14 protein-coding genes are annotated in these 20,312 nt (G+C 73.0%); 4 read left to right on the top strand and 10 right to left on the bottom strand.

Going from position 1 to position 20,312, the window contains the following annotated elements; all coding sequences use genetic code 11:
• The 7 genes from OHL10_RS17700 to OHL10_RS17670 form a co-directional block, all read right to left on the bottom strand.
• A partial coding sequence (locus OHL10_RS17700; RefSeq protein WP_265523564.1) for a glycosyltransferase family 2 protein occupies positions 1-184 on the bottom strand: 184 nt, incomplete at its 3' end.
• Positions 181-1,305, bottom strand: coding sequence for a GNAT family N-acetyltransferase (locus tag OHL10_RS17695; protein WP_265523563.1), 1,125 nt, complete (start codon positions 1,303-1,305; stop codon positions 181-183). The genes OHL10_RS17695 and OHL10_RS17700, both read right to left, overlap by 4 nt.
• Positions 1,302-2,444 carry a glycosyltransferase family 4 protein gene (locus OHL10_RS17690; protein ID WP_265523562.1) on the bottom strand — a complete coding sequence of 381 codons (1,143 nt, stop codon included), beginning with the start codon at positions 2,442-2,444 and terminating at the stop codon, positions 1,302-1,304. Before OHL10_RS17690 ends, OHL10_RS17695 begins: the two co-directional genes overlap by 4 nt.
• Entirely contained in the window at positions 2,441-3,424 is a 984-nt protein-coding gene (locus OHL10_RS17685; RefSeq protein ID WP_265523561.1) for a glycosyltransferase family 2 protein, read from the bottom strand. The genes OHL10_RS17690 and OHL10_RS17685 overlap by 4 nt, the downstream gene beginning before the upstream one ends.
• The gene (locus tag OHL10_RS17680) at positions 3,421-4,263 is read right to left on the bottom strand and encodes a glycosyltransferase family protein (protein ID WP_265523560.1); all 843 of its coding nucleotides are present in this window, start codon (positions 4,261-4,263) and stop codon (positions 3,421-3,423) included. The genes OHL10_RS17685 and OHL10_RS17680 overlap by 4 nt, the downstream gene beginning before the upstream one ends.
• The gene (locus tag OHL10_RS17675; RefSeq protein ID WP_265523559.1) at positions 4,263-5,081 is read right to left on the bottom strand and encodes an ABC transporter permease; all 819 of its coding nucleotides are present in this window, start codon (positions 5,079-5,081) and stop codon (positions 4,263-4,265) included. The genes OHL10_RS17680 and OHL10_RS17675 overlap by 1 nt, the downstream gene beginning before the upstream one ends.
• Before the next feature lie 15 nt (positions 5,082-5,096).
• Entirely contained in the window at positions 5,097-6,311 is a 1,215-nt protein-coding gene (locus tag OHL10_RS17670; protein WP_265523558.1) for an ABC transporter ATP-binding protein, read from the bottom strand.
• Between the two features lie 176 nt (positions 6,312-6,487).
• Between OHL10_RS17670 and OHL10_RS17665 the strand changes: the two genes are divergently transcribed.
• Positions 6,488-9,838 carry a hypothetical protein gene (locus tag OHL10_RS17665; RefSeq protein WP_265523557.1) on the top strand — a complete coding sequence of 1,117 codons (3,351 nt, stop codon included), beginning with the start codon at positions 6,488-6,490 and terminating at the stop codon, positions 9,836-9,838.
• Positions 9,839-9,880: 42 nt separating this feature from the next.
• Here OHL10_RS17665 and OHL10_RS17660 read toward each other — a convergent pair whose 3' ends face one another.
• Complete coding sequence (locus tag OHL10_RS17660; protein ID WP_265523556.1) at positions 9,881-10,993, bottom strand: glycosyltransferase; 1,113 nt, start codon at positions 10,991-10,993, stop codon at positions 9,881-9,883.
• A gap of 94 nt (positions 10,994-11,087) precedes the next feature.
• Here OHL10_RS17660 and OHL10_RS17655 point away from each other — a divergent pair, with 94 nt between their 5' ends.
• Positions 11,088-12,221, top strand: a complete 1,134-nt coding sequence (locus OHL10_RS17655) for a glycosyltransferase family 4 protein (RefSeq protein ID WP_265523555.1) — start codon at positions 11,088-11,090, stop codon at positions 12,219-12,221.
• On the opposite strand, the gene OHL10_RS17650 is transcribed toward OHL10_RS17655, so the two are convergent.
• On the bottom strand, positions 12,203-12,832 hold the full coding sequence (locus tag OHL10_RS17650) for a phosphatase PAP2 family protein (RefSeq protein WP_265523554.1): 630 nt from the start codon (positions 12,830-12,832) through the stop codon (positions 12,203-12,205). The two genes, OHL10_RS17655 and OHL10_RS17650, sit on opposite strands and share 19 nt — an antisense overlap.
• A gap of 135 nt (positions 12,833-12,967) precedes the next feature.
• Here OHL10_RS17650 and mfd point away from each other — a divergent pair, with 135 nt between their 5' ends.
• Together mfd and OHL10_RS17640 are read left to right on the top strand one after the other, a co-directional pair.
• Positions 12,968-16,681, top strand: a complete 3,714-nt coding sequence (mfd, locus tag OHL10_RS17645) for a transcription-repair coupling factor (protein WP_265523553.1) — start codon at positions 12,968-12,970, stop codon at positions 16,679-16,681.
• A gap of 233 nt (positions 16,682-16,914) precedes the next feature.
• Entirely contained in the window at positions 16,915-18,726 is a 1,812-nt protein-coding gene (locus tag OHL10_RS17640; RefSeq protein ID WP_265523552.1) for a carbohydrate-binding module family 20 domain-containing protein, read from the top strand.
• Between the two features lie 75 nt (positions 18,727-18,801).
• Here OHL10_RS17640 and OHL10_RS17635 read toward each other — a convergent pair whose 3' ends face one another.
• Positions 18,802-20,241: a glycoside hydrolase family 32 protein gene (locus tag OHL10_RS17635; RefSeq protein ID WP_265523551.1), complete on the bottom strand. Its 1,440-nt coding sequence runs from the start codon at positions 20,239-20,241 to the stop codon at positions 18,802-18,804.
• Positions 20,242-20,312 lie beyond the last annotated feature (71 nt).

Genomic DNA, 20,312 nt, shown 5'->3' with positions numbered 1-20,312 from the left:
GGAGCCGGCGCACGAGCTCGACCGTGCCGTCGCGCGACCCGTTGTCGCAGACCAGGACCTCGACGTCGGCGTCCAGGTCCGCCACCTGGACGGCCAGCGCAGAGAGCTGCTCGCCGAGCGTGGCCTCGGCGTCGAACGCCGCGATCACCACGCTCAGCTCGGGACCACCCACCTGACTCGTCACGCCGTGGCGTCCTCGGTCGGGCGCAACCGCTGCACGGCGTCCCGGACGCGCGGGGCCGACCGGAGCCATTGTGTGCCCAGGACTCCCCGAGCGGCGAACAGGACTCCGACGAGCGTGCGCCGGTCGGGGTAGACCGCCGTGGACTCGACGTACCGGGGATGCATGCACGCGTCGAAGACCCGGGCGTCCCCCGCCCGGAGGAAGTGCTCCTGCTCGAGGAGCCGGCCGATCGTCCCCGGGCTGTACCGGGCGAGCTGCTCGTCGTAGGCGTCCACGTGCCCGAAGAGGACGTCACCCGAGCGCAGCGTCGCCGACGCGTAGACCAGGTGGTCGCCGGCCGTCACCATCACGACGTGCAGCTGTCCGCGGGCACCGAACCCCTCGGCCAGCTCCTCGAACCATGCGGCGTTGCGCGCCTTGTTGCGTCGTGCGTGGCCGCCACGAGCGGTGTCACCCTTCCACCCGGCGGCCTCCAGGTCCATCAGCCGACCGACGGCGCCGGGCTCGCCCCATGCGTCGCGCACCTCGAGCTCGCCCCCGGCTTCGCGTTCGAGCCCGCGCGCGAGCCGCTGGACCTGCTTGCGCTTGGACTTGCTCAGGTGCGCCCTCGGGTCCTTGTCGGGAGCGATCGTCAGGCTCGCCCGCGCCAGGCGGTACTGCTCGACGAGGGGCATCTTGCGCGCCGCGACCGCATCCGTGAGGGCGGTCAGCAACGGTCCTTCCGGGACGAGGGTGAGCTCCACGACACCCGGGTGCCCGGAGCGCCGGTCGCCGAGGTGCGCCAAGAGGGCGTCGAGCGTCTCGGCCGACCGGGTGCGGTCCACGAGCGGCGCGCACACCGGCGCGTGGCGTGCGAAGTACGGCGACGCGGTCGTCAGCTGGCGGAACGGGAGCCTCGGGCGCCGACCGTTCACCCCGACCGGCATCATCGCGGCCATACCGTCGTCGTCCTCGATCACGAGGACGCGGACGTCCTGTGCCTGCTCGATCCAGCGAAGGGCGGGCAGCAGGTACTCGGGTGAGAGGTACGGGTTGGGTTCGAGCGCCCGGTCGGTGAGCTCCCGCCAGCGGTCCTCGTCCTCGGGCGTCAGGTCGGCCAGCGCGACGGTACGTGTCCTCATGCCTCTCCCTCGTCGTCGAGCACGACCCTCAGCGCCTGTGCCGACGTCGCCCAGCCATTCTTGCGTGCGTGCGCTCGCGCCCGCAGCGCATCGTGCGTCAGCGCGTCGTCGTCGTCCGCCCAGGCGGCAAGGACCTCCGCGAGCCGCCGCGGGTCGCCGGCAGGCACCAGGGTCCCGCCCGCGCCGACCGCCTCCGGAATCCCGCCGATGTCCGATGCGACCACGGCCGCGCCGGCGGCCATTCCTTCGAGCGCGGTCAGACCGAACGGCTCTGGCCAGATCGACGGGACGGCCACGACGTCCGCTGCCGACAGCAGGGCGGGCAGCTCCGGCCGGGCCACGAAGGACGCGAACCGCACGCGGCCGCGAACAGCGGCCGCCAGCTGTCGGAGGCCGCGCTCGTACGGCGTCAGCGGGGCGTCGGCGTCGAACCCCGGGCGACCGACGATCGTGACGTCGATGTCGTCGCGGCCCAGCTGCGTGACCGCCTCCAGCAGGACATGGACACCCTTGTCGCGGATGACCCGACCGACGAAGACGACACGCAGGGTCCCTTGTCGGGGTGCGCGGGGCACGGCGAAACGTTCCAGGTCTACTCCGTTGCGCACGGTGCGGACCCGGCCGTGCAGCTCGCGTGGCAGCCGGTCCTGCACCTGCTGCGCGAGGAAGTCGCTGACGCATACCACGGCACGCGCCGGGCGCAGGACCCGGCCGGCCTCCCGCAGCGTGTAGCTGCGCAGCACCTGGTTGTGCGCGTAGAGCACCGCGTCGTGCCGGCCGTCCACGAGGGGGACGAGGGCAGGGGCGTTGTGCGCGAGGACGATCGACGCCGGCCAGTTGCGCTGGTCGCCCAGGGTCGGGCGCAGCACCCGTCGGGACCCGAGCCGCGGCAACCCAGCCCGGGCGGCGGCGACGTCCACGTACCGGTCGGTGCGCCGTGGTGCCCGCGGCGGGTACTCCACGGCACGGGCGCTGGTGTAGCGGTCCGCGTAGGTGCCGCGTGCGACGACCACCGTGGCCGGCGGGGTGCCGTCGGATGCGCCGCGGCTCAGCCCGTCGACGATCGTCGGGATCGCGCTGCCGGTGCGCGGCGAGAAGTGGTCACCCGGTGTCAGGACGTGGACGAGCGGACGGGTCACGGCGTCGCGACCCCGGCGGCCTGGTCGCGACGCGTCGCGACCAGCGCGGCGGGGACGCCGGCGAGAAGCCCGGAGAGCTCGGCGACCGAGCGCGTGAGGACCACCGGGGCCGTCAGCCGGGCACGCAGCGGGCGCCGCTTCCCGTTGGACTTGCGCGGGCCGACGCGGCGGATCGCCACGGCGACGTAGTCCTGCTGCTCCCGCACGACGTAGCGCGCGTAGTACCGCACGCGAGGGTCTCGCCAGCCGAAGTTCCGCACGAGCATGACGACGTGGTTGCGCCGCAGGTAGTACAGATAGCGCCGGTCGAACCGCTTGCCCCCGATGCCGTACGGGGCCGCGACGTGCCGCACGACGGCGCGCGGGTTGAACACGAGCCGGCCACGGGTGGCGACCCGCAGCGAGATGTCCGACTCCTCGCACAGGCACGTGCCCGGGTAGTTGCCGCGGATGCCGCCGAGCTCGGCGAGGACGCTGCGGCGGAACGACATGTTCGCGCCGAGCAGGTGGTCCACCTGCACGACGCGTCCGGGGTCGGCCCCGAAGTTCCCCGTGAGCCGGCCGTCGGGCAGCAGCAGACCGATCTCGGTGAGGCCGACCGACTCCTCGCCCGGGATGCCGTTCTTGGCTCGACCCCCGACCGCGACGACCTCGGGGTCGGCGTACGGCGCGACGAGCTCGTCCAGCCATTCCGGTTCCACGAAGGCGTCGTCGTCGATGTAGGCCACGATGTCACCGTGGCAGGCGGCGAAGCCGATCTGGCGCGACTCCGGGGTGGTGCCGCGGCCGAGGTCGTTGCGCAGCAGGACCGTCTCCGGGAACTCCTCCGTCACCAGCCGCCGCGTGCGGTTGTCGGGCGAGGCGTCGACGACGATCACCTCGAGCGGCGCGGTGTCGAGCCGCGCCAGGTGGTCCAGGCACTCCCGCACGTGGTCGGGGCGGTTGTAGGTGACGACGACGACGCTGACGGACGGGCTCACGGTTCGCCTCCGGGGGGCTCGGGGACGGTCACGAGCCGGTACCAGTCGGTACGGCGCAGCGGGGACGTCAGGGCGGTACGGTGCGGTCGGCGGGAACGGTTCCGCCACGTGCGGTAGACCGCCGGGCGCGAGTAGTCGTCGGTGTGGCCCGACCATCCGAACTTTCGGCGGATCACGTCGTCGCTCCGGACCCAGGAGAAGTGCAGCACGGCCTCCTGGGGGGTGACGACGTCGTGGACGATCGTCGTGTGGTGGTGCGCGGGGTCGGTGTTCCAGGGTCGCAGGTCGACGCGGTACAGCGGGACGTCGGCCTGGCGGGCCTGGTCGAGCCTCGTTCCGGCCCGCACCGCGAGGGGGCCGGGGTAGGACGCGACGGGCCGCCCCCAGCGGGTGCTCGCTTCGAGGTAGCGGCCCGGTGCGACCCGGGAGTAGAGCCAGCGCGACGGGTAGTGCAGGCCGCCTGCGCCGGCGTCGTCGGCCTTCGTGAGCGCCGCGAGGAAGCTGTCCGGGTCCAGGATCACCTCGTCGGTGTCGAGCTGGAGCACCCAGTCCGCGTCGTCGGACGCCTCGTCGAGGGCGGCTTGCCGCTGGTACGTGTCGTTGTCCAGGGGCGGGTGCTCGAGCCGGGCGTAGTGCCCGGGTGCTGCGACGCACTTGCCGTCGACGTCGATCTCCTTGACGATCGCGAGGCACTCGTCGACGGGCAGCGGTGTCCCGGTCCACGACGTGGCGCTCTCGTCGTAGGACAGCACGATGCGGTCGACGTGGTCGTAGTACGCGCGCAGGCTCGCCCCGAGGAAGCTCGGGTCGGCCAGCAGGACGTAGGCGGACCGTCGCATCAGATGAAGTCCGCGAACTCGCGCTCGTTCTTCTGGAAGACGAGGGTGCCGGCGAGGAAGATCAACGGGGCCGCGATGCACAGGGCGAGGATCTGCCAGACCGGTGGCAGGTCGGTGCCGAGCAAGGACCAGCGGAAGGCCTCGAGGAACCACGTGACCGGGTTGATGTCGAAGAGCCATCGCAGGTGGCTGGGCACCGAGGACAGGGCATAGGCGACCGGGCTCGCGTAGAGCAGGATCTGGACCAGCCACGGCAGGACGTACCCGACGTCGCGGTACTTGACCATGTAGGCCGCTGCCGCGAGCCCGATGCCCGTGCCGATCATGAGGATCAGCAGCACCCAGACCGGGAGCAGGAGGACCGCCCAGCCCGGGTTGATGGCGAAGACGAACAGCAGCACGACGGCGAGCATGAGCGCGACCACGAAGTCCACCACGACCGAGGCGAGGCTCGAGAGCGGGACGAGCAGCCGGGGGAAGAAGACCTTCTGGACCAGCGACTGGTTGCCGACCATCGAGCCGGACGCCCTGCCGAGCGATCCGTTGAAGAGGTTCCACGCGAGCATGCCGGCGAGGGTGAAGAGGAAGGTCGGGATCTTCCCGGTCGACAGGCCGGCGATCTCCCCGAACACGATCGTGAAGATCCCCGCGCTGACGAGCGGCTGGGCGATCACCCACGTGACACCGAAGATGGTCTGTCGGTAGCGGACGATCAGGTCGCGCTGGGCGAGCCGGACGGCGACCTCGCGGGCGTTCCAGATCTCGCGCCAGGCGGGGACGTTCAGCCTGCCGGGCGGTGTGATGACGGTGCGCTGCACCTCGTTCTCCACGGCTCAGGCCCTCTCGTAGTCGAAGTTCACGAAGATCATGCCCTTCTCGGTCCCGGAGGACTCCGTGAACTCGGGGTACGGCAGGTCGGGGAGGACCTCGAAGCGCCAGGCGCCCTCCCAGGCGTCGAGGACGCCGGACTGGCAGACGTACACGTCGACCGTGTACTGCCCGGGCTTGAGCCACAGGTCACGGATGACGAGCCTGCCCCGCTGCGTCTCGGTCGGGTCGAACCAGCCGCCGACGAGCCGCGAGTCGCACTGGGCGATCACGGCGCCACGGTCGTCGTTGATGTGCATGGAGACGAAGTAGGTGCCGATGAGCTTGGAACTCTTGCCGGCCTCGAAGTCCACGACGATGTCCTGGGAGGACTTGACGAACTCGTCCTCCATGCGGACCGAGGACAAGCGCACCTTGCCGTTGCCCGGGCGCTTCTTCGGGTCCGACTGGGCGGCGGCGAAGCTTTCGAAGCTGTCCCGGTAGGCCTGGAGCGTGCCCTCGACCGTGCCCGAGTAGGTCAGCGTGCCGCGGTCGAGGAGCATCGCCGACGTGCACAGGGCCTGGACGGTCTGGAGCTGGTGGCTCACGTACAGCACGGTGCGACCGCCCTGGGCGGCCTCGCGCATCTTCGCGATCGACCGCCGCTGGAACTCCGCGTCGCCGACGGCGAGGACCTCGTCGATCACGAGGATCTCGGTGTCGAGGTGGGCGGCGACCGCGAACGCGAGCCGGACGTACATGCCCGACGAGTAGCGCTTGACCGGTGTCGCGAGGAACTTCTCGATGCCGGAAAAATCGACGATCTCGTCGTAGCGCTTGCGGATCTCCTTGCGGGTCATCCCGAGGATCGCGCCGTTGAGGTAGATGTTCTCCTGGCCGGTGAGCTCGGGGTGGAACCCGGTGCCGACCTCCAGGAGGCTGCCGACGCGGCCGTTGAGCTCGATGCGGCCCCTGGTCGGGGCGGTCACGCGGGTGAGGATCTTCAGGAGCGTCGACTTGCCCGCACCGTTGCGTCCGACGATGCCGATCGCCTCGCCACGGGGGATCTCGAAGGAGATGTCGTCGAGGGCGTCGAAGAGGGTGTAGCGGGCCCGGCCGGTCGAACGCACCCACTGGATGGCCGCGGCCGCGGCGGTGGACGGGCGCTCGCCGGACGCACCGAGACGATAGGTCTTGCCCAGACCCTCGACGGTGATCGCCTTCTCGCGGATTTCCTGCACAGATGAACGATAGTCGCTGGGTCCGTGCCCGATGCAGGCCGAAGCGGGTGAATCATCCCAGGGGTGAACGCCGTCCGGTGCCGGGTTCGCGATGCCGCCGCGTGCCTACGATCGGGGGACCAGGACGGCGCGGTCCGCCGACCTGGACGGACGGTCGGCCGCCGAGCGGAGGCACCATGAGCAGCGAGCAGGACGCCGTGCGGCCCGAGCCCCGGCGCCGGGTCGTCCTCGCCGGTGCCCTCGCGCTCGCCCTCGGTGTCGGTGCGCTGGTCGCGCTGCTCGCCGACGACGACCCCGCAGCTCCCGTGACACCCCCGGACGTGCCGTCGGCCTCGCCGCCCGTGGCGCTCGCAGCCCAGGAGGGCGACACCCCCGTGTGCGGGTTCCCGGTCCTCGACGCGGTCACCCACGACGGCGTCGACCAGGGGTCGCTCGACGGCGTGCGGGAGGTCGTCGGGGACCTGCGGCCCGCGCCGGACCACGAGGTGCTGACGATCCGCGCCCGGGACGGCGTCGCGCACGTCCTCGCCTGGGACCGTCGGGGCTCCTACACCGTCACGCGGTACGACGTGGCGTCGGGATCCCGCCAGGGGGTGACGGAGATCGGGCTGGAGGTGCGCGAGGGCGACGAGGTCTTCACCCCGGGGCAGCTGGAGGTCGGGCCGGACGGGTCCGCCTTCCTCCTCGACACGATCGCCGGGCGCCGGGACCTCGTCCGGCTCGACGCCGACGGGGGGCGGGCGTGGACCGTCGAGCTCCCGGAAGGTCCGCAGACGCAGGGGTCGGTCCTCGACCTGTACGGCATGGTCCGCTGGCCCGGGAGCGAGGACGATGACGCCGCGGGAGCAGACGTCATCGGGGTCCTGGAGTCGGGCGAGGTCCTGCACCGGGTGACCGCGGACGGTCGCCTGCTGGCGGAGCTGGCGCTCGAGGGCGAGATCGTGGGGCAGCTGCCGGACGGGGGCGTGGTCGTCGAGACGTCGTCCCGCACCGCGACGGTCACCTCGTGGGACCTGCGCGTCGTCGACCCCGGCGGCGCGGCCACCCTGCACCTCGGCGCGACGCGCCAACGGGGGGTGCCGTTCGGGGTGACGCGGACGCCCTGGATCGACATGACCGGGGTCACGGCCGGGCCCGGAGGGAACGGGCTGCTCGTCGTGGAGGAAGGGTTCGGCTTCCGCTGGTTCGGCGACGACGGGGTCTCGCGCGGGCTGTGGCCGGACTCGCGGGTCGACATCGAGCAGCCGTTCGCACTGCGCCTCCCGACGCCGGTCGTGGCCGCGGGGGAGGAGTACCTCGTCCTCACGCACGGCGAGGGAGAGGCGGTCGCCCTCACGGCCGTCACCGCGGACCGGATGGCCTACCAGCTGCGCGCGCCGCTGAAGTACAACGCGGCGAACGAGGAGTTCCTGTCGACGCTCGGGCTGGGGGCGGGCCTCGTGACCGGCCGCGTCCTGAACGTGTTCGACGCGGACGAGGAGCCGCGCGTCGTGGCGGCCTTCGATCCCGCGTGGGGGGCCCACGCCGACCGGTACCGGCTGCGCTACACGGTCCGGGGCGACCCGCGCGTGTGGGACCCGGTGGCCGGGGAGGAGCGGGTGGTGGACCTGCCGCCCGACGGCGGAGACGTGGTTCTCGACCTCCCCGCGGCCCGGCCGGGGGCGTACGAGGTGGACGCCGCGCTCGTGGAGCGCGACGGCGGCGCACCGGTGGCGGGGACGTGCCTGCGCTACACCGTGGCGGCCCCGGGTGCGGAGCTCGACCCGGAGAGCCTCGCGGACGGCGCCGACTGGGGTGGCGCGAGCCCGGTCCGCGGCGTCCAGCTCGCCGATCGCCTGGGCGTCGGCAGCCATCGCCTGCAGCTCGACTTCGGTGCGATCGTGCCCGACCCGACGGCGTCGCCGGACGCCGGCGCCCTCGTCTGGGACTCGCTCCCGGACGGGAGCATCCCGGACCCGGAGGAGGGTGAGGACGACGGCGCGGAGCGCGACCCGTTCGCCGAGCTGGCGGCCGCGGCCGAGCTCGCCGCGGACTCGGACGTGCACCTGATCCTGCAGCTCGGGTCCGGTGGCGAGGCGGAGAACGCCGCGGTCGAGGCAGGGACGTGGGGCGGGTGGGCGCGGCAGATCGTCGCGGCGGTGCGCCGCGAAGCGCCGGAGATCGTCCACTGGCAGCCGTGGAACGAGCCGAACACGACGGGGTTCGGCGACGCCGCCGAGTACGAGCGGCGGGTGGGCGCGCCCTTCGCCCGGGCGGCGCGTGCCGCGCACCCCGGTGCGGTCGTGGTCGGTGGCAACACCCTGGGGATCGTCCCCGAGTGGTGGGACGGGCTCGTCGCCGCCGGCGGGTGCGACTCGATGGACGTCGTCGGCATCCACCCGTACACGGGACTCAACCGGTCGTGGGAGGAGGAGGGCTTCTCGCTCGACGGCGCCGAGCTCGACCAACTCCGCGAGGTGGTCGCTCCGTGCGGTGACCTGCCCCTGTGGGACACGGAGTCGGGCTGGTGGTCCGACGGCGTCGCGAACCTCTGGGCGGGCGGCTCCGACGTCGCGCGCAAGCTGCTCTGGTACGGCCTCGAGCCGATCGAGGAGTGGACGTACTTCTTCTCCGAGGGCGGCTTCGGCGAGGCCGACAACTCGTGGTCGCTCGTGCAGTACGGCGCCTACGTCAAGCCGGCTGCGGTCGCGTTCGCCGCGACCGCGGGGTTCCTCGAGGGCTTCGGGCCGCCGACGGTGGTCCCGACCGGCACGCCGGGTGTGCACGCCGTGCGGGCCGAGGGCGCCGACGGCAGCGGGTTGCTGGCCCTCTGGAGCGAGGACCTGACGACAACCGTGCGCGTCCTGGGTGACGACGGACCGGTGGCGGCCCGTCTTCGCGACCAGTACGGCGCCGAGCGCGACCTGAGCGTCGCGGGTGCACCGGGTACCGAGCTGACCGTCAACGGCGCCCCGCTCTTCCTCGTCGTGCCGCCGGGGGCGAGCGTGTCGGTCGAGCCGGTGACGCCGTTCGGCGACGACGTGCTCGCCGGTCGGCCCGTCGCAGCGACGTCCACGCACGAGGAGACGGACGCCGCGGCCGTCACGTCCGGGACGTTCGCCGTGCGCGAGCCGTGGCGCTCGGGCCGGCTGCCCGGGGGAGCGGTGGACGAGGCGCCTGCGGTCGAGATCACGACCGACGGGCCGCAGCGCGTCGACCGCATCGCCGTCGCCACCGCCGGGATCCGGTGCTGCACGGGCGGGTTGCGCGACTACACGGTGTCCGTGCGGACCACGGACGGGACGTGGCGCGTCGTCGCGGAGCAGACGGACCAGTTCCACGACCGGGTCGCGATGTTCGCGTTCGAGGCCGTCGAGATCACGGCCGTACGGGTCGCGGTGCCGATGACGACCGAGCGCGACGTCCCGGTCCTGGCGGTCAACTACTCCGGGGTCGTGGGCGGCCTGCACCCGTCCTTCATGCCGCTCGAGACGGAGAGCGAGTGGACCGTCGCCATCAGCGCCGTGCAGGCCTGGGCGCCGGGATGACGGTCACGCGTCGACGGCGAGCCGGCGATCACGAACCTGCGACTACGCAGGGCCGCCGACCGTGCGCCACACGGCGGCGTGACCGGCGGCGCTGCGCTCCCACGTGAAGGCCCGGGCGCGCTCGCGGCCGGCCGCGGCGAGGGTGGTGATCTCCCGGTCCCCGGACAGGGCCCACTCGACGGCCTCGGCGAGCTTCGCCGGCGTGGGCTCGACGAGGATGCCGCCGTCGCCGACGACCTCGGGCAGGGAGCTCGTGGCGGCGGCGACGACGGGGGTGCCGGTCGCCATCGCCTCCAGCGCGGGCAGGCCGAACCCCTCGTAGTGCGACGGCACCACGACCGCAGCCGCGCCCGCGACGAGACCCGGCATGACGTCGTCGGGCAGGCGTCCCACCAGCAGCGTGCCGGGCAGGTCGGCGAAGAGCTTGGTCCGCCGCGTGTGGGGCGGACCGCTGAGCACGAGCGTGACGTCTGGCCGGGCGCTGCGGATCGCGGGCCAGGCGCCGGCGAGACCCTCGAGGTTCTTGCGGGTCGACGCCCCGCCCGCGTGCAGCAGGTACGGGCCGGTGATGCCGAGGGCCGCGGTCTGCTCCGCGGAGAGCGGAGCCGCCGTGCCGTACCGCGGGTCGACGCCGTTGTGCACGACGTGCGGGTCGCGCACCCCCAGCAGGTCGACGGCCTCCTGCGCCGAGAACTGCGAGACGCACACCACCGCATCGGCCCGCCGGGCCTCCTCCGCCGCCGCGCGGACCGGTGCGGACTCGTCCTCGTACCGCCAGGAGACGACGTCGTGGATCGTCACCACGTCGACGCCCGGTGCCGGTGGCAGGACGAGGTCCATACGGTGCACGACGGCGCCCCGGCGGTAGAGCGCGCGGCCCACCGACCGACGGCTCGCGGCTGACGCGGTGGAGAGCCAGCCGATCGGCAGCCGGCGGGTGCCCGCCAGCGGTGAGCGCAGGGAGCGGGCGACGAGCTCGTCGACCTCCCAGCGGCCGCCCCCTGAGGGGCGCACCTCGCCGGTCTGTCCCTCGCCGATCCGGACCTCGTCGAGGCGCGCGAGCTGGGCCGCGGCGCGTGCGGCGATCTCGCGCTCGTAGACCTGGGCGCCCATGGGGGCGTGCGAGGCCGTCGTGGCGATCGTCAGGTGGGGCATCGGTTCCGGTCCTCGTCGCAGGCAGGGCACTACAGTAGCGTCGACCGCCCTGGCCTCACGGGAGGTTCGTCCGCCGTCGATCGGGAGGGGTGCCGTGGTCGCCGTCGCGCTGGTCACGAGCTCGTTCCTCCCGCGGTTCGGCGGGGTCGAGGAGCACGTGGCGAACGTCGCGCTGCGCCTGCACGCCCGCGGGCACCGGGTCGTGGTGTGGTCGGTGGACCAGGGCGACGACGGCGCCGTCGACCGCTTCGGTCCGGTCCCCGTGCGCTACCTGCCCTGCCCGATGCCCGCCCGTGCGGCCGGGCCCGCGGCCCGGTTCGTCGCCCGCGCCCCCGGAGCGCTCGCCCGCTGGGTGGCCGCGGCACGCGCCGACCGCCCCGACGTGCTCCACGTGCACTGCTTCGGGCCCAACGGGGTCTATGCCGACGCCGTGGGCCGACTCCTGCGCCTGCCGGTCGTGCTGAGCAACCACGGCGAGACCTTCATGGACGCGGACGACGCGTTCGACCGCTCCGTCCTGCTGTCGCGCTCCCTGCGCGGGTCCGTCGCCCGCGCCGCCGCCGTCACCGCGTGCTCGCGGTGCGCCGCCGACGACCTCGAGCGCCGGGCCGGCCAGGGCGGGGAGAGCCGGACGCAGGTCGTCTTCAACGGGATCGACCTGGACGAGCCCGCGGGCGCCGCTCCGCCCGGGCTGCCCGAGCGCTACGTGCTCGGCGTCGGACGGCTCGTGCGGACCAAGGGCTTCGACCTGCTGCTGCGCGCGTTCGCGCAGGTCGACGACCCGGACCTGTCGCTCGTCATCGGCGGGGACGGTCCCGAGCGTGCCGCGCTCGGCGCGCTGGCGCACGAGCTCGGCCTGGGGGACCGGGTCGTGCTCCCCGGCCGCCTCGACCGCGGGCAGGTCGTCACGACGATGGCCCGGTCGGTGGCCCTCGTCGTCCCGAGCCGTGTCGAGGCGTTCGGCATCACGGTGCTGGAGGGCTGGCGGGCGGGGGTCCCCGTCGTCGCCACGTCCGTCGGCGGGCCGCCTGAGTTCGTCGACGACGGCCGCACCGGGCTGCTCGTCGACCCGCAGGACACCGGTGCGCTCGCGGCCGCGGTCCGGCGGGTGTCGAGCGAGGCGACGTTCGCCGCCGAGCTCGGCGCGGCCGGGCGGCGTCGGGCCGCCGACTTCGGCTGGGACGACGTCGCGGGCGCCTACGAGCGGATCTACGCCGACCTGTCCTGAGCCGCCCAGAGCACCGTCGCGCTCACCGCGGCCACGAGCAGGAGGGAGCCGACGACGTCGCTCGGCCGGTGCGCGTACGTCACGACCGAGACGAGCGCGGCGAGCAGCGCGACGCCCGCGCCGACGAGCAGCGCGACGCGTCCGCTGCGTGGCCACAGGATCCAGGCCGCGACGCACAGCGCCGCGACCGCCGCGACGTTCGTGCTGGGGAACGTGTTGTGCGCGTAGCCGTAGCCGCCCAGGTCCGGCCGCACGACCAGCCGTTGCACGGCCTCTGCGGCGCCGACCGAGCTCACCACCACGACCGCGGCGACGGCGAGGTCGCGCCACGCACGCCGCGCGGCGGCGAGCACCCCGAGGACCGCGACGACGACGGCGGCGACCACGGGCAGCGAGCTGCGCACGTGTCCCGCTCCCTCGCCCCAGGCGTCGTGCAGCCAGGAGACACGCCGGAACGTCCCGGCGTCGACCTCCTGGCCGACCGCCGTGAGCTGCGTCGCGGCCCAGAGAGCCACGAGGGCGGCGGCGCACGCGAGCACCGCGGACGCCGCGACCGGCCCACGGCGCCGTCGGGGGCGGGGCGGGGCGTCGTCGCGGGTCGTCCGGTGCATGCTCTGAGCATGACGGAGGGTCGGGTGCGCTGTCACCGCCCGGGCGTAGTCTGGACGTACCCAGCCCGGACCGTCAGCTCGTCGGTCCGGGCCGCTCGTGCTGCCTCGGCTCGCCCCCGGAAGGACCCTGCCCGCATGAATCTCACCGGCATCCTGCCTGCGCTCCTCGCCGACCCGGTCGTCGCCTCCGTGGTCGAGCGTGTGCGTGCGCGCGGTGAGGTGGACGTCGTCGCGCCCACCGGTGTCCGCCCGCCGCTGCTCGCCGCCATGGCCGGTGCTCGCGCGACGGGCGAGACGTCGGACGCTCCGTCCGTCGTGCCTGCCGTGCCCGCCGCGCCTGCGCAGGGCAGCCGGCCGCTCGTCGTGGTCACCGCCACGGGCCGGGAGGCGGACGACCTGGCCGCGAGCGTGCGCGCGTACCTGCCGGACGAGCTGCACGACGAGGTCGCGGTCCTCCCGGCGTGGGAGACGCTGCCGCACGAGCGGCTCTCGCCGCGCGCGGACACGGTGGCCAAGCGGCTCGCGGTGTTCCGCCGCCTCGCGCACCCCACGGCCGACGGCGGCCAGACCGGCGCGGTGCGTGTCCTCGTCATGCCGGTGCGCGCACTCCTGCAGCCCGTGGTCGACGGTCTGGGCGAGCTGGTGCCGGTCGAGCTGCACGTCGGGCAGCAGGTGGACCTCACGGACGTCGCCGAGCGCCTGACCGCGGCCGCCTACCAGCGGGTGGACATGGTGGAGCGGCGCGGGGAGTACGCGGTGCGCGGCGGGATCCTCGACGTCTTCCCGCCCACCGAGGACCACCCCGTGCGCGTGGAGTTCTGGGGCGACGAGGTCTCCGAGATCCGGTGGTTCGCCGTCGCGGACCAGCGCAGCCTCGAGGTCGCGGACCATGGCGTCTGGGCGCCGCCGTGCCGCGAGATCCTGCTCGACGAGACCGTGCGCGCCCGCGCCGCGGCCCTGGTGGAGCAGTTCCCCGGCGCGGTCGAGATGCTCGACAAGCTGGCGGCCGGCGTGGCCGTCGAGGGAATGGAGTCCCTCGCCCCGGTCCTCGTCGACCGGATGGTGCCCGTGCTCGACCTCGTTCCCGACGACGCGCTGCTCGTCGTCGACGACCCGGAGAAGGTGCGCCGTCGCGCGCACGACCTCGTGGCCACGACCGAGGAGTTCCTCGCGGCCGCGTGGACCGGCGCCGCCGCGGGCGGGGCCACCCCGATCGACCTGTCGGCGGCGTCGTTCGAGACGTTCGCCGACGTCCGGACCATCGCCGCGCGCCGCGGGCTGGGCTGGTGGACGCTCAGCCCGTTCGGGCTCGACGACCCGGACGCCGCCGGTGACGGCACCTCCGACGGCAGCGGTGACGGCGCCGCCGCGGGCAACGTGGTGGACGACGTCGCCGCGGACGGGACGACGTTCGTCGTCCCCGCCCGGGACGTCGAGTCCTACCGGGGCGACGTGGAGCGCGCGCTCGACGACCTGCGCTCGCTGCAGCACGCCGGCTGGCGGCTGGTGCTCACCACCGAGGGCCACGGTCCGGCCAAGCGGATGGTGGAGCAGCTCGGCGCGGTGGACACCGTGGCGCGCCTCGTCGCGCGCATCGACGACGAGCCGGAGGGCGGGATCGTCCTCGTCACGCCCGCGCCGGTCGGGCCGGGATTCGTCGCCCCCGAGCTGCGCCTGGCCGTGTTCTCCGAGTCCGACCTCACGGGTCGTACGGGCTCGAGCACCCGGGACATGCGCAAGATGCCCTCCCGGCGGCGCAACGTCGTCGACCCCCTGCAGCTGCGGGCGGGCGACTTCGTGGTGCACGAGCAGCACGGCGTCGGCCGGTTCGTCGAGCTCGTGCAGCGCACGCTCGGCACGGGCGGCAACGCCGCGACGCGCGAGTACCTCGTCATCGAGTACGCCTCCTCGAAGCGGGGCCACCCGGGCGACCGGCTGTTCGTCCCCACCGACCAGCTCGACCAGGTCACCAAGTACACCGGCGGTGAGTCCCCGAGCCTCAACAAGATGGGTGGGTCGGACTGGTCCAAGACGAAGGCGCGCGCCCGCAAGCACGTCAAGGAGATCGCGGGCGAGCTCATCCGCCTCTACAGCGCGCGCATGGCCACCCAGGGGCACGCGTTCGGGCCGGACACCCCGTGGCAGCGCGAGCTCGAGGACGCGTTCGCGTACGTCGAGACGCCCGACCAGCTCGCCACGATCGACGAGGTCAAGGCCGACATGGAGAAGACCGTCCCCATGGACCGGCTGGTCTGCGGCGACGTCGGCTACGGCAAGACCGAGATCGCGATCCGCGCGGCGTTCAAGGCCGTGCAGGACGGCAAGCAGGTCGCGGTCCTCGTGCCCACCACGCTGCTCGTCCAGCAGCACTTCGAGACGTTCTCCGAGCGCTACGCCGGGTTCCCGGTCACGGTGAAGGCGCTCTCGCGGTTCCAGACGGACGCCGAGTCGCGCGCCGTGGAGGAGGGCCTCAAGGAGGGCAGCGTCGACGTCGTCATCGGCACGCACCGCATCCTGTCCGGCGCGGTGCGGTTCAAGGACCTCGGCCTGGTGATCATCGACGAGGAGCAGCGGTTCGGCGTCGAGCACAAGGAGACGCTCAAGCAGCTGCGCACGAACGTCGACGTGCTCGCGATGAGCGCGACCCCGATCCCGCGCACGCTCGAGATGGCCGTCACCGGCATCCGCGAGATGTCGACGCTCGCGACCCCGCCCGAGGAGCGCCACCCCGTGCTGACGTACGTGGGGGCGTTCGACGAGAAGCAGATCACCGCCGCGATCCGCCGCGAGCTGCTGCGCGAGGGCCAGGTGTTCTACGTGCACAACAAGGTCGACACGATCGAGAAGACGGCCGCGCGCCTGCGCGAGCTCACACCCGAGGCCCGGATCGACGTCGCGCACGGCAAGATGAACGAGCACCAGCTGGACCGGGTGATCCGGGGCTTCTGGGAGAAGGAGCTCGACGTGCTCGTGTGCACCACGATCATCGAGACCGGTATCGACATCTCCAACGCCAACACCCTCATCCTCGAGCGCTCCGACATGCTCGGACTCTCCCAGCTGCACCAGCTGCGCGGGCGGGTCGGGCGCGGTCGCGAGCGTGCGTACGCCTACTTCCTCTACCCGCCCGAGAAGCCCATGACCGAGACGGCGCACGACCGCCTCGCGACCATGGCCGCGAACACCGACCTCGGCGCCGGGATGCAGATCGCCATGAAGGACCTCGAGATCCGCGGCGCGGGCAACCTCCTGGGCGGCGAGCAGTCCGGGCACATCGCCGGCGTCGGGTTCGACCTGTACGTGCGGATGGTGGGGGAGGCCGTCGCCAGCTTCAAGGGCGAGCGGGAGGAGGAGGCCCCGGAGGTCTCCATCGAGCTGCCCGTGGACGCCCACATCCCCGAGAGCTACATCGCGACCGAGCGGTTGCGGCTCGAGGCGTACCGGAAGATCGCCGCCGCGCAGGACGCGCCGGCGCTCGCGGAGATCCGCGCGGAGCTCGTCGACCGGTACGGCGCGCTGCCCGACGTCGTCGCCGCGCTGTTCGACGTCGCCGACTTCCGCAACCACGTGCGGCGGGCGGGCATCGCCGACGTCACGGCGCAGGGCAAGTTCGTCCGGTTCGCGCCGGTCGAGCTGGCCGAGTCGGCGCAGCTGCGGCTCAAGCGGCTGTACCCGGGGACGATCCTCAAGCCCGCGATCCGCGCGGTCCTCGTGCCCTTCCCGACGACGGCGCGCATCGGCGGCCGGCCGCTGCGGGGTGCGGAGATCCTCGCGTGGGCACGCCAGCTCATCGACGCGGTCGTCCTCGGCGAGGTGAGCGCGGCGGCTTCCGTCGGCACGTCCGCCTGACGCGCCAGGCTCCCGGCAGTCCCAGCCCTGCGGTCGATGTCGACCGCCGGGCTGACACCGCACGCCCCCGCGTGTAACGTTGCTGCAAGAATCAGCAAAGCGCCGCAACGCTGCGGCGCGCTGATCGCGGCCACGACCTGGCCGCACCGAGGGCACGTGTCGACGCCGGTCGCAGGGTTGCTGCCGGACCGCCGCCGCGCGCCGCAGCCACACCAGATCGGAGACCCGCAGCAATGACGCTCAGCAGACTCTTCCCACCCGGCCACCGGTTCCGCCGAGCCGTCGCGGCCCTCGCCGCCACGGCGATCACCGCTACCGGCCTCACGCTCGGCAGCGCCTTCACGGCCACGAGCGCCGGGGCCACGATCCCCGGCGACAAGGACACGACCGCCCTGATGTTCCAGTGGACCTGGGACGCGATCGCCGACGAGTGCACCAGCACGCTCGGGCCGGCCGGGTACGGGTACGTCCTCACCTCGCCCCCGCAGGAGCACGTCCTCGGCTCCCAGTGGTGGACGTCGTACCAGCCGGTCAGCTACCGGATCGAGTCGAAGCTCGGCACGCGCGCCGAGTTCGCCGCGATGGTCAGCACCTGCCACGACGCCGGCGTCAAGGTGCTCGCCGACGCGGTCATCAACCACATGAGCGGCCAGTCAGCCGGCGGGACCGGGTGGGCGGGCACGGCGTTCCAGCACTACGCCTACCCCGGTCCGGCGGGGGGCTACGGTCCGCAGGACTTCAACGACTGCCGACGCGACATCCAGACGTACCAGGACCGCTGGGAGGTGCAGCACTGCAACCTCGTGAACCTCGCCGACCTGCGCACGAGCAGCGGGTACGTGCGCCAGGAGATCGCCGACTACCTCGACGACCTGCTGTCCCTCGGTGTGGACGGCTTCCGCATCGACGCGGCCAAGCACATGCCCGCCGAGGACGTCGCCGCGATCAAGGGTCTGCTCAGCGACCCCGACACGTACTTCGTCAACGAGGTCATCGGTGCGGCGGGCGAGCCCGTCCGCCCGTCCGAGTACGTCGGCTCCGGCGACGTCCACGAGTTCGACTACGCCCGCCACCTCAAGCGCATGTTCACCAGCGACCGGCTGGCCTACCTGTCCACGTTCGGGCAGTCGTGGGGCATGCTGCCGAGCCACCAGGCCGGTGTCTTCGTCGACAACCACGACACCGAGCGCAACGGCGAGACCCTCAGCTACAAGGACGGCGCGCGCTACACCCTCGCCAACGTCTTTATGCTCGCGTGGCCCTACGGCTCCCCGGCCGTGACGTCGTCGTACGCGTTCACCGGCCACGACCAGGGGCCGCCGCAGAACGCGGACGGCTCGGTCCGGGACGCCGTGTGCTACTCCGAGGGCTGGAACTGCCAGCACGCCTGGCCCGAGATCGCGGGGATGGTCGGGTTCCGCAACGCCGCGGGCGACGCCGCGGTGACGGGCTGGTGGGACAACGGGAACGACCAGATCGCGTTCGGCCGGGGCTCCGCGGCGTACGTCGCGATCAACGGCGAGGGCGGCACGCTCCAGCGGACCTTCCAGACCTCGCTGCCCGCCGGCACGTACTGCGACGTCACGCAGGGACGCCCGACGGCGACCGGCTGCTCGGGCGGAACCGTCACCGTCGACGGGTCAGGACGGTTCGCCGCGAACGTCGGGTCGAACGACGCCGTCGCGATCCACGTCGGTGCGCTCGCCGGTGGTGGGAACGGCCCCGACCCCGACCCCGTGGAGCCAGGCGACACCGCGCCCGTCTCGTTCGGCGTCACCGCCAGCACGTCGTGGGGGCAGAACATCTTCGTCGTCGGCAGCATCCCGGCGCTGGGGAGCTGGAGCCCGGCCGCCGCGGCACCCCTGTCCGCCGCGACCTACCCGGTGTGGCGCTCGACGCTCGACCTGCCCGCCGGGACGACGTTCGAGTACAAGTACGTCCGCAAGGACGGCGCCGGGAACGTCACCTGGGAGTCCGGAGCCAACCGCACCGCCACCGTGGGCTCGAGCGGCACCGTGACCCTGAACGACACCTGGCGCAGCTGACCCGACCCGTCGACCCGCACGGCCGACGACCACGTCCGGCGGGCACCCCTCGGAGTGCCCGCCGGTCCGAGGTGCCTACCGCTCAGCGGTGGGCACCCCTCGGTCTGCAGGAGGCAGCGTCGCGGAGGTCGCACGTAGCTCGGTGAGAGCGGCGTGGGGGTAGACCTGCTGGGTGAGGGTGACGAGGCCCCCGTCGACATAGATCTCGATGATGGTGGCGTCGACGATGATCCTGAGCTCGGTGACGTCCCCGCCGAGCAGCGGCGCGGTGTCGACCGACGAGAACGTGGGGTGGAACGCGACCGCCCCGCTCTCGGTGCGGTCGCAGGTGACCGTCCGGGCGTCACCGTCGACGGTGAGGATCACGCGGCTCGTGCCGGTACCTCCGGCCGGCGAGAGCACCAGCTCTGTCCGCGTCCCCGGACCCGAGGGGACGGTGAGGTCGAACACCTCGACGTCAGGGTCACCAGCAGGCAGGACGGGAGTCTGCACGACGCGCAGCCGTCCGTCTGCGCAGCGGACGAGCTCGAGCTCTCGGACCAAGGACATCGCGGACCGCCACGGGTGCGTCGGTACCGCGTTGGCGTAGTCCCAGTTGCTGGCCCAGCCGACCATCAACCGGCGCCCGTGCGGGGCGTCGTTGAAGGACACGGCCGCGTAGTAGTCGCGCCCGTAGTCCAGCCAGTCGAAGTCGGTCAGGTCGGTGGAGGTCGACAGCCGGTCGGGCGTGAAGGTGTGACCGTCGAAGTCACCGACGAAGTACTGTGCGCCCGAACCCCCGGCGATGCCGCCCGGGTTGAGGCTGACCACGAGGACCCACTTGGTCTCGCCGGTTCCGCGGACCTCCAGCGGGAACAGGTCGGGGCACTCCCAGACGCCCCCGACGGCGTGCGCCGGGCCGAATCGGGACTCCAGGGTCCAGTCGATGAGGTTCGGGGAGGAGTAGATGACCACCCTTCGGTCGACCGCCTCGACGGCGACCATGACCCACCGGCCGTCGACGCCGCCGTGCCAGAAGACCTTCGGATCGCGGAACTCGCCGGACCCGGTGTCCAGGACGGGGTTGCCGGCATACCGGGTCCAGGTGTCCCCGCCGTCGAGGCTGTAGGCCAGGGACTGGGCCTGGATGCCCGGGCGGCCCGATGCGGCCGTGTAGGCGCTGGTGTAGATCGCGACCAGGGCGGTCTGTCCGGAGCCGGCGAACCCTGCGGTGTTCCGGACGTCGGCGACGGCACTGCCGGAGAAGACCAGCTCCTCGGCAGTGTGCGGCAGGGCGACGGGCCGCTCGTCCCAGGTGACGAGGTCGGTCGAGGTCGCGTGCCCCCACGACATGTTGCCCCAGGTGTTGCCGTGCGGGTTGCTCTGGAAGAAGAGGTGGTAGACGCCGTCGTGGTGGAGCAACCCGTTGGGGTCGTTGAGCCACGTGTCGTGCGCCGTGAAGTGCAGTACCGGGCGGAGGTGCGTGGTCGAGCCGGTCGGGGTGGCGGCGGCCTGGCTGGGCGAGGTCGTGGTCACAGGTGGTCCTGACGTGTCGTGTGCGGCGGACGATCCGCCGTGATGGATGCGACGGGTCACGGTGCGGGGGC

Source organism: Oerskovia flava, assembly GCF_026163685.1.
Taxonomy (GTDB): domain Bacteria; phylum Actinomycetota; class Actinomycetes; order Actinomycetales; family Cellulomonadaceae; genus Oerskovia_A; species Oerskovia_A flava.
This window is presented reverse-complemented; position numbering and strand designations above follow the sequence as displayed.

What these genes read in the sequence shown, in the direction of transcription:
- OHL10_RS17695 (WP_265523563.1), bottom strand. Translation starts at nt 1,305, where the DNA reads ATGAGGACACGTACCGTCGCGCTGGCCGACCTGACGCCCGAGGACGAG.
- OHL10_RS17650 (WP_265523554.1), bottom strand. Translation starts at nt 12,832, where the DNA reads ATGCACCGGACGACCCGCGACGACGCCCCGCCCCGCCCCCGACGGCGC.
- mfd (WP_265523553.1), top strand. Translation starts at nt 12,968, where the DNA reads ATGAATCTCACCGGCATCCTGCCTGCGCTCCTCGCCGACCCGGTCGTC.
- OHL10_RS17680 (WP_265523560.1), bottom strand. Translation starts at nt 4,263, where the DNA reads ATGCGACGGTCCGCCTACGTCCTGCTGGCCGACCCGAGCTTCCTCGGG.
- OHL10_RS17640 (WP_265523552.1), top strand. Translation starts at nt 16,915, where the DNA reads ATGACGCTCAGCAGACTCTTCCCACCCGGCCACCGGTTCCGCCGAGCC.
- OHL10_RS17660 (WP_265523556.1), bottom strand. Translation starts at nt 10,993, where the DNA reads ATGCCCCACCTGACGATCGCCACGACGGCCTCGCACGCCCCCATGGGC.
- OHL10_RS17665 (WP_265523557.1), top strand. Translation starts at nt 6,488, where the DNA reads ATGAGCAGCGAGCAGGACGCCGTGCGGCCCGAGCCCCGGCGCCGGGTC.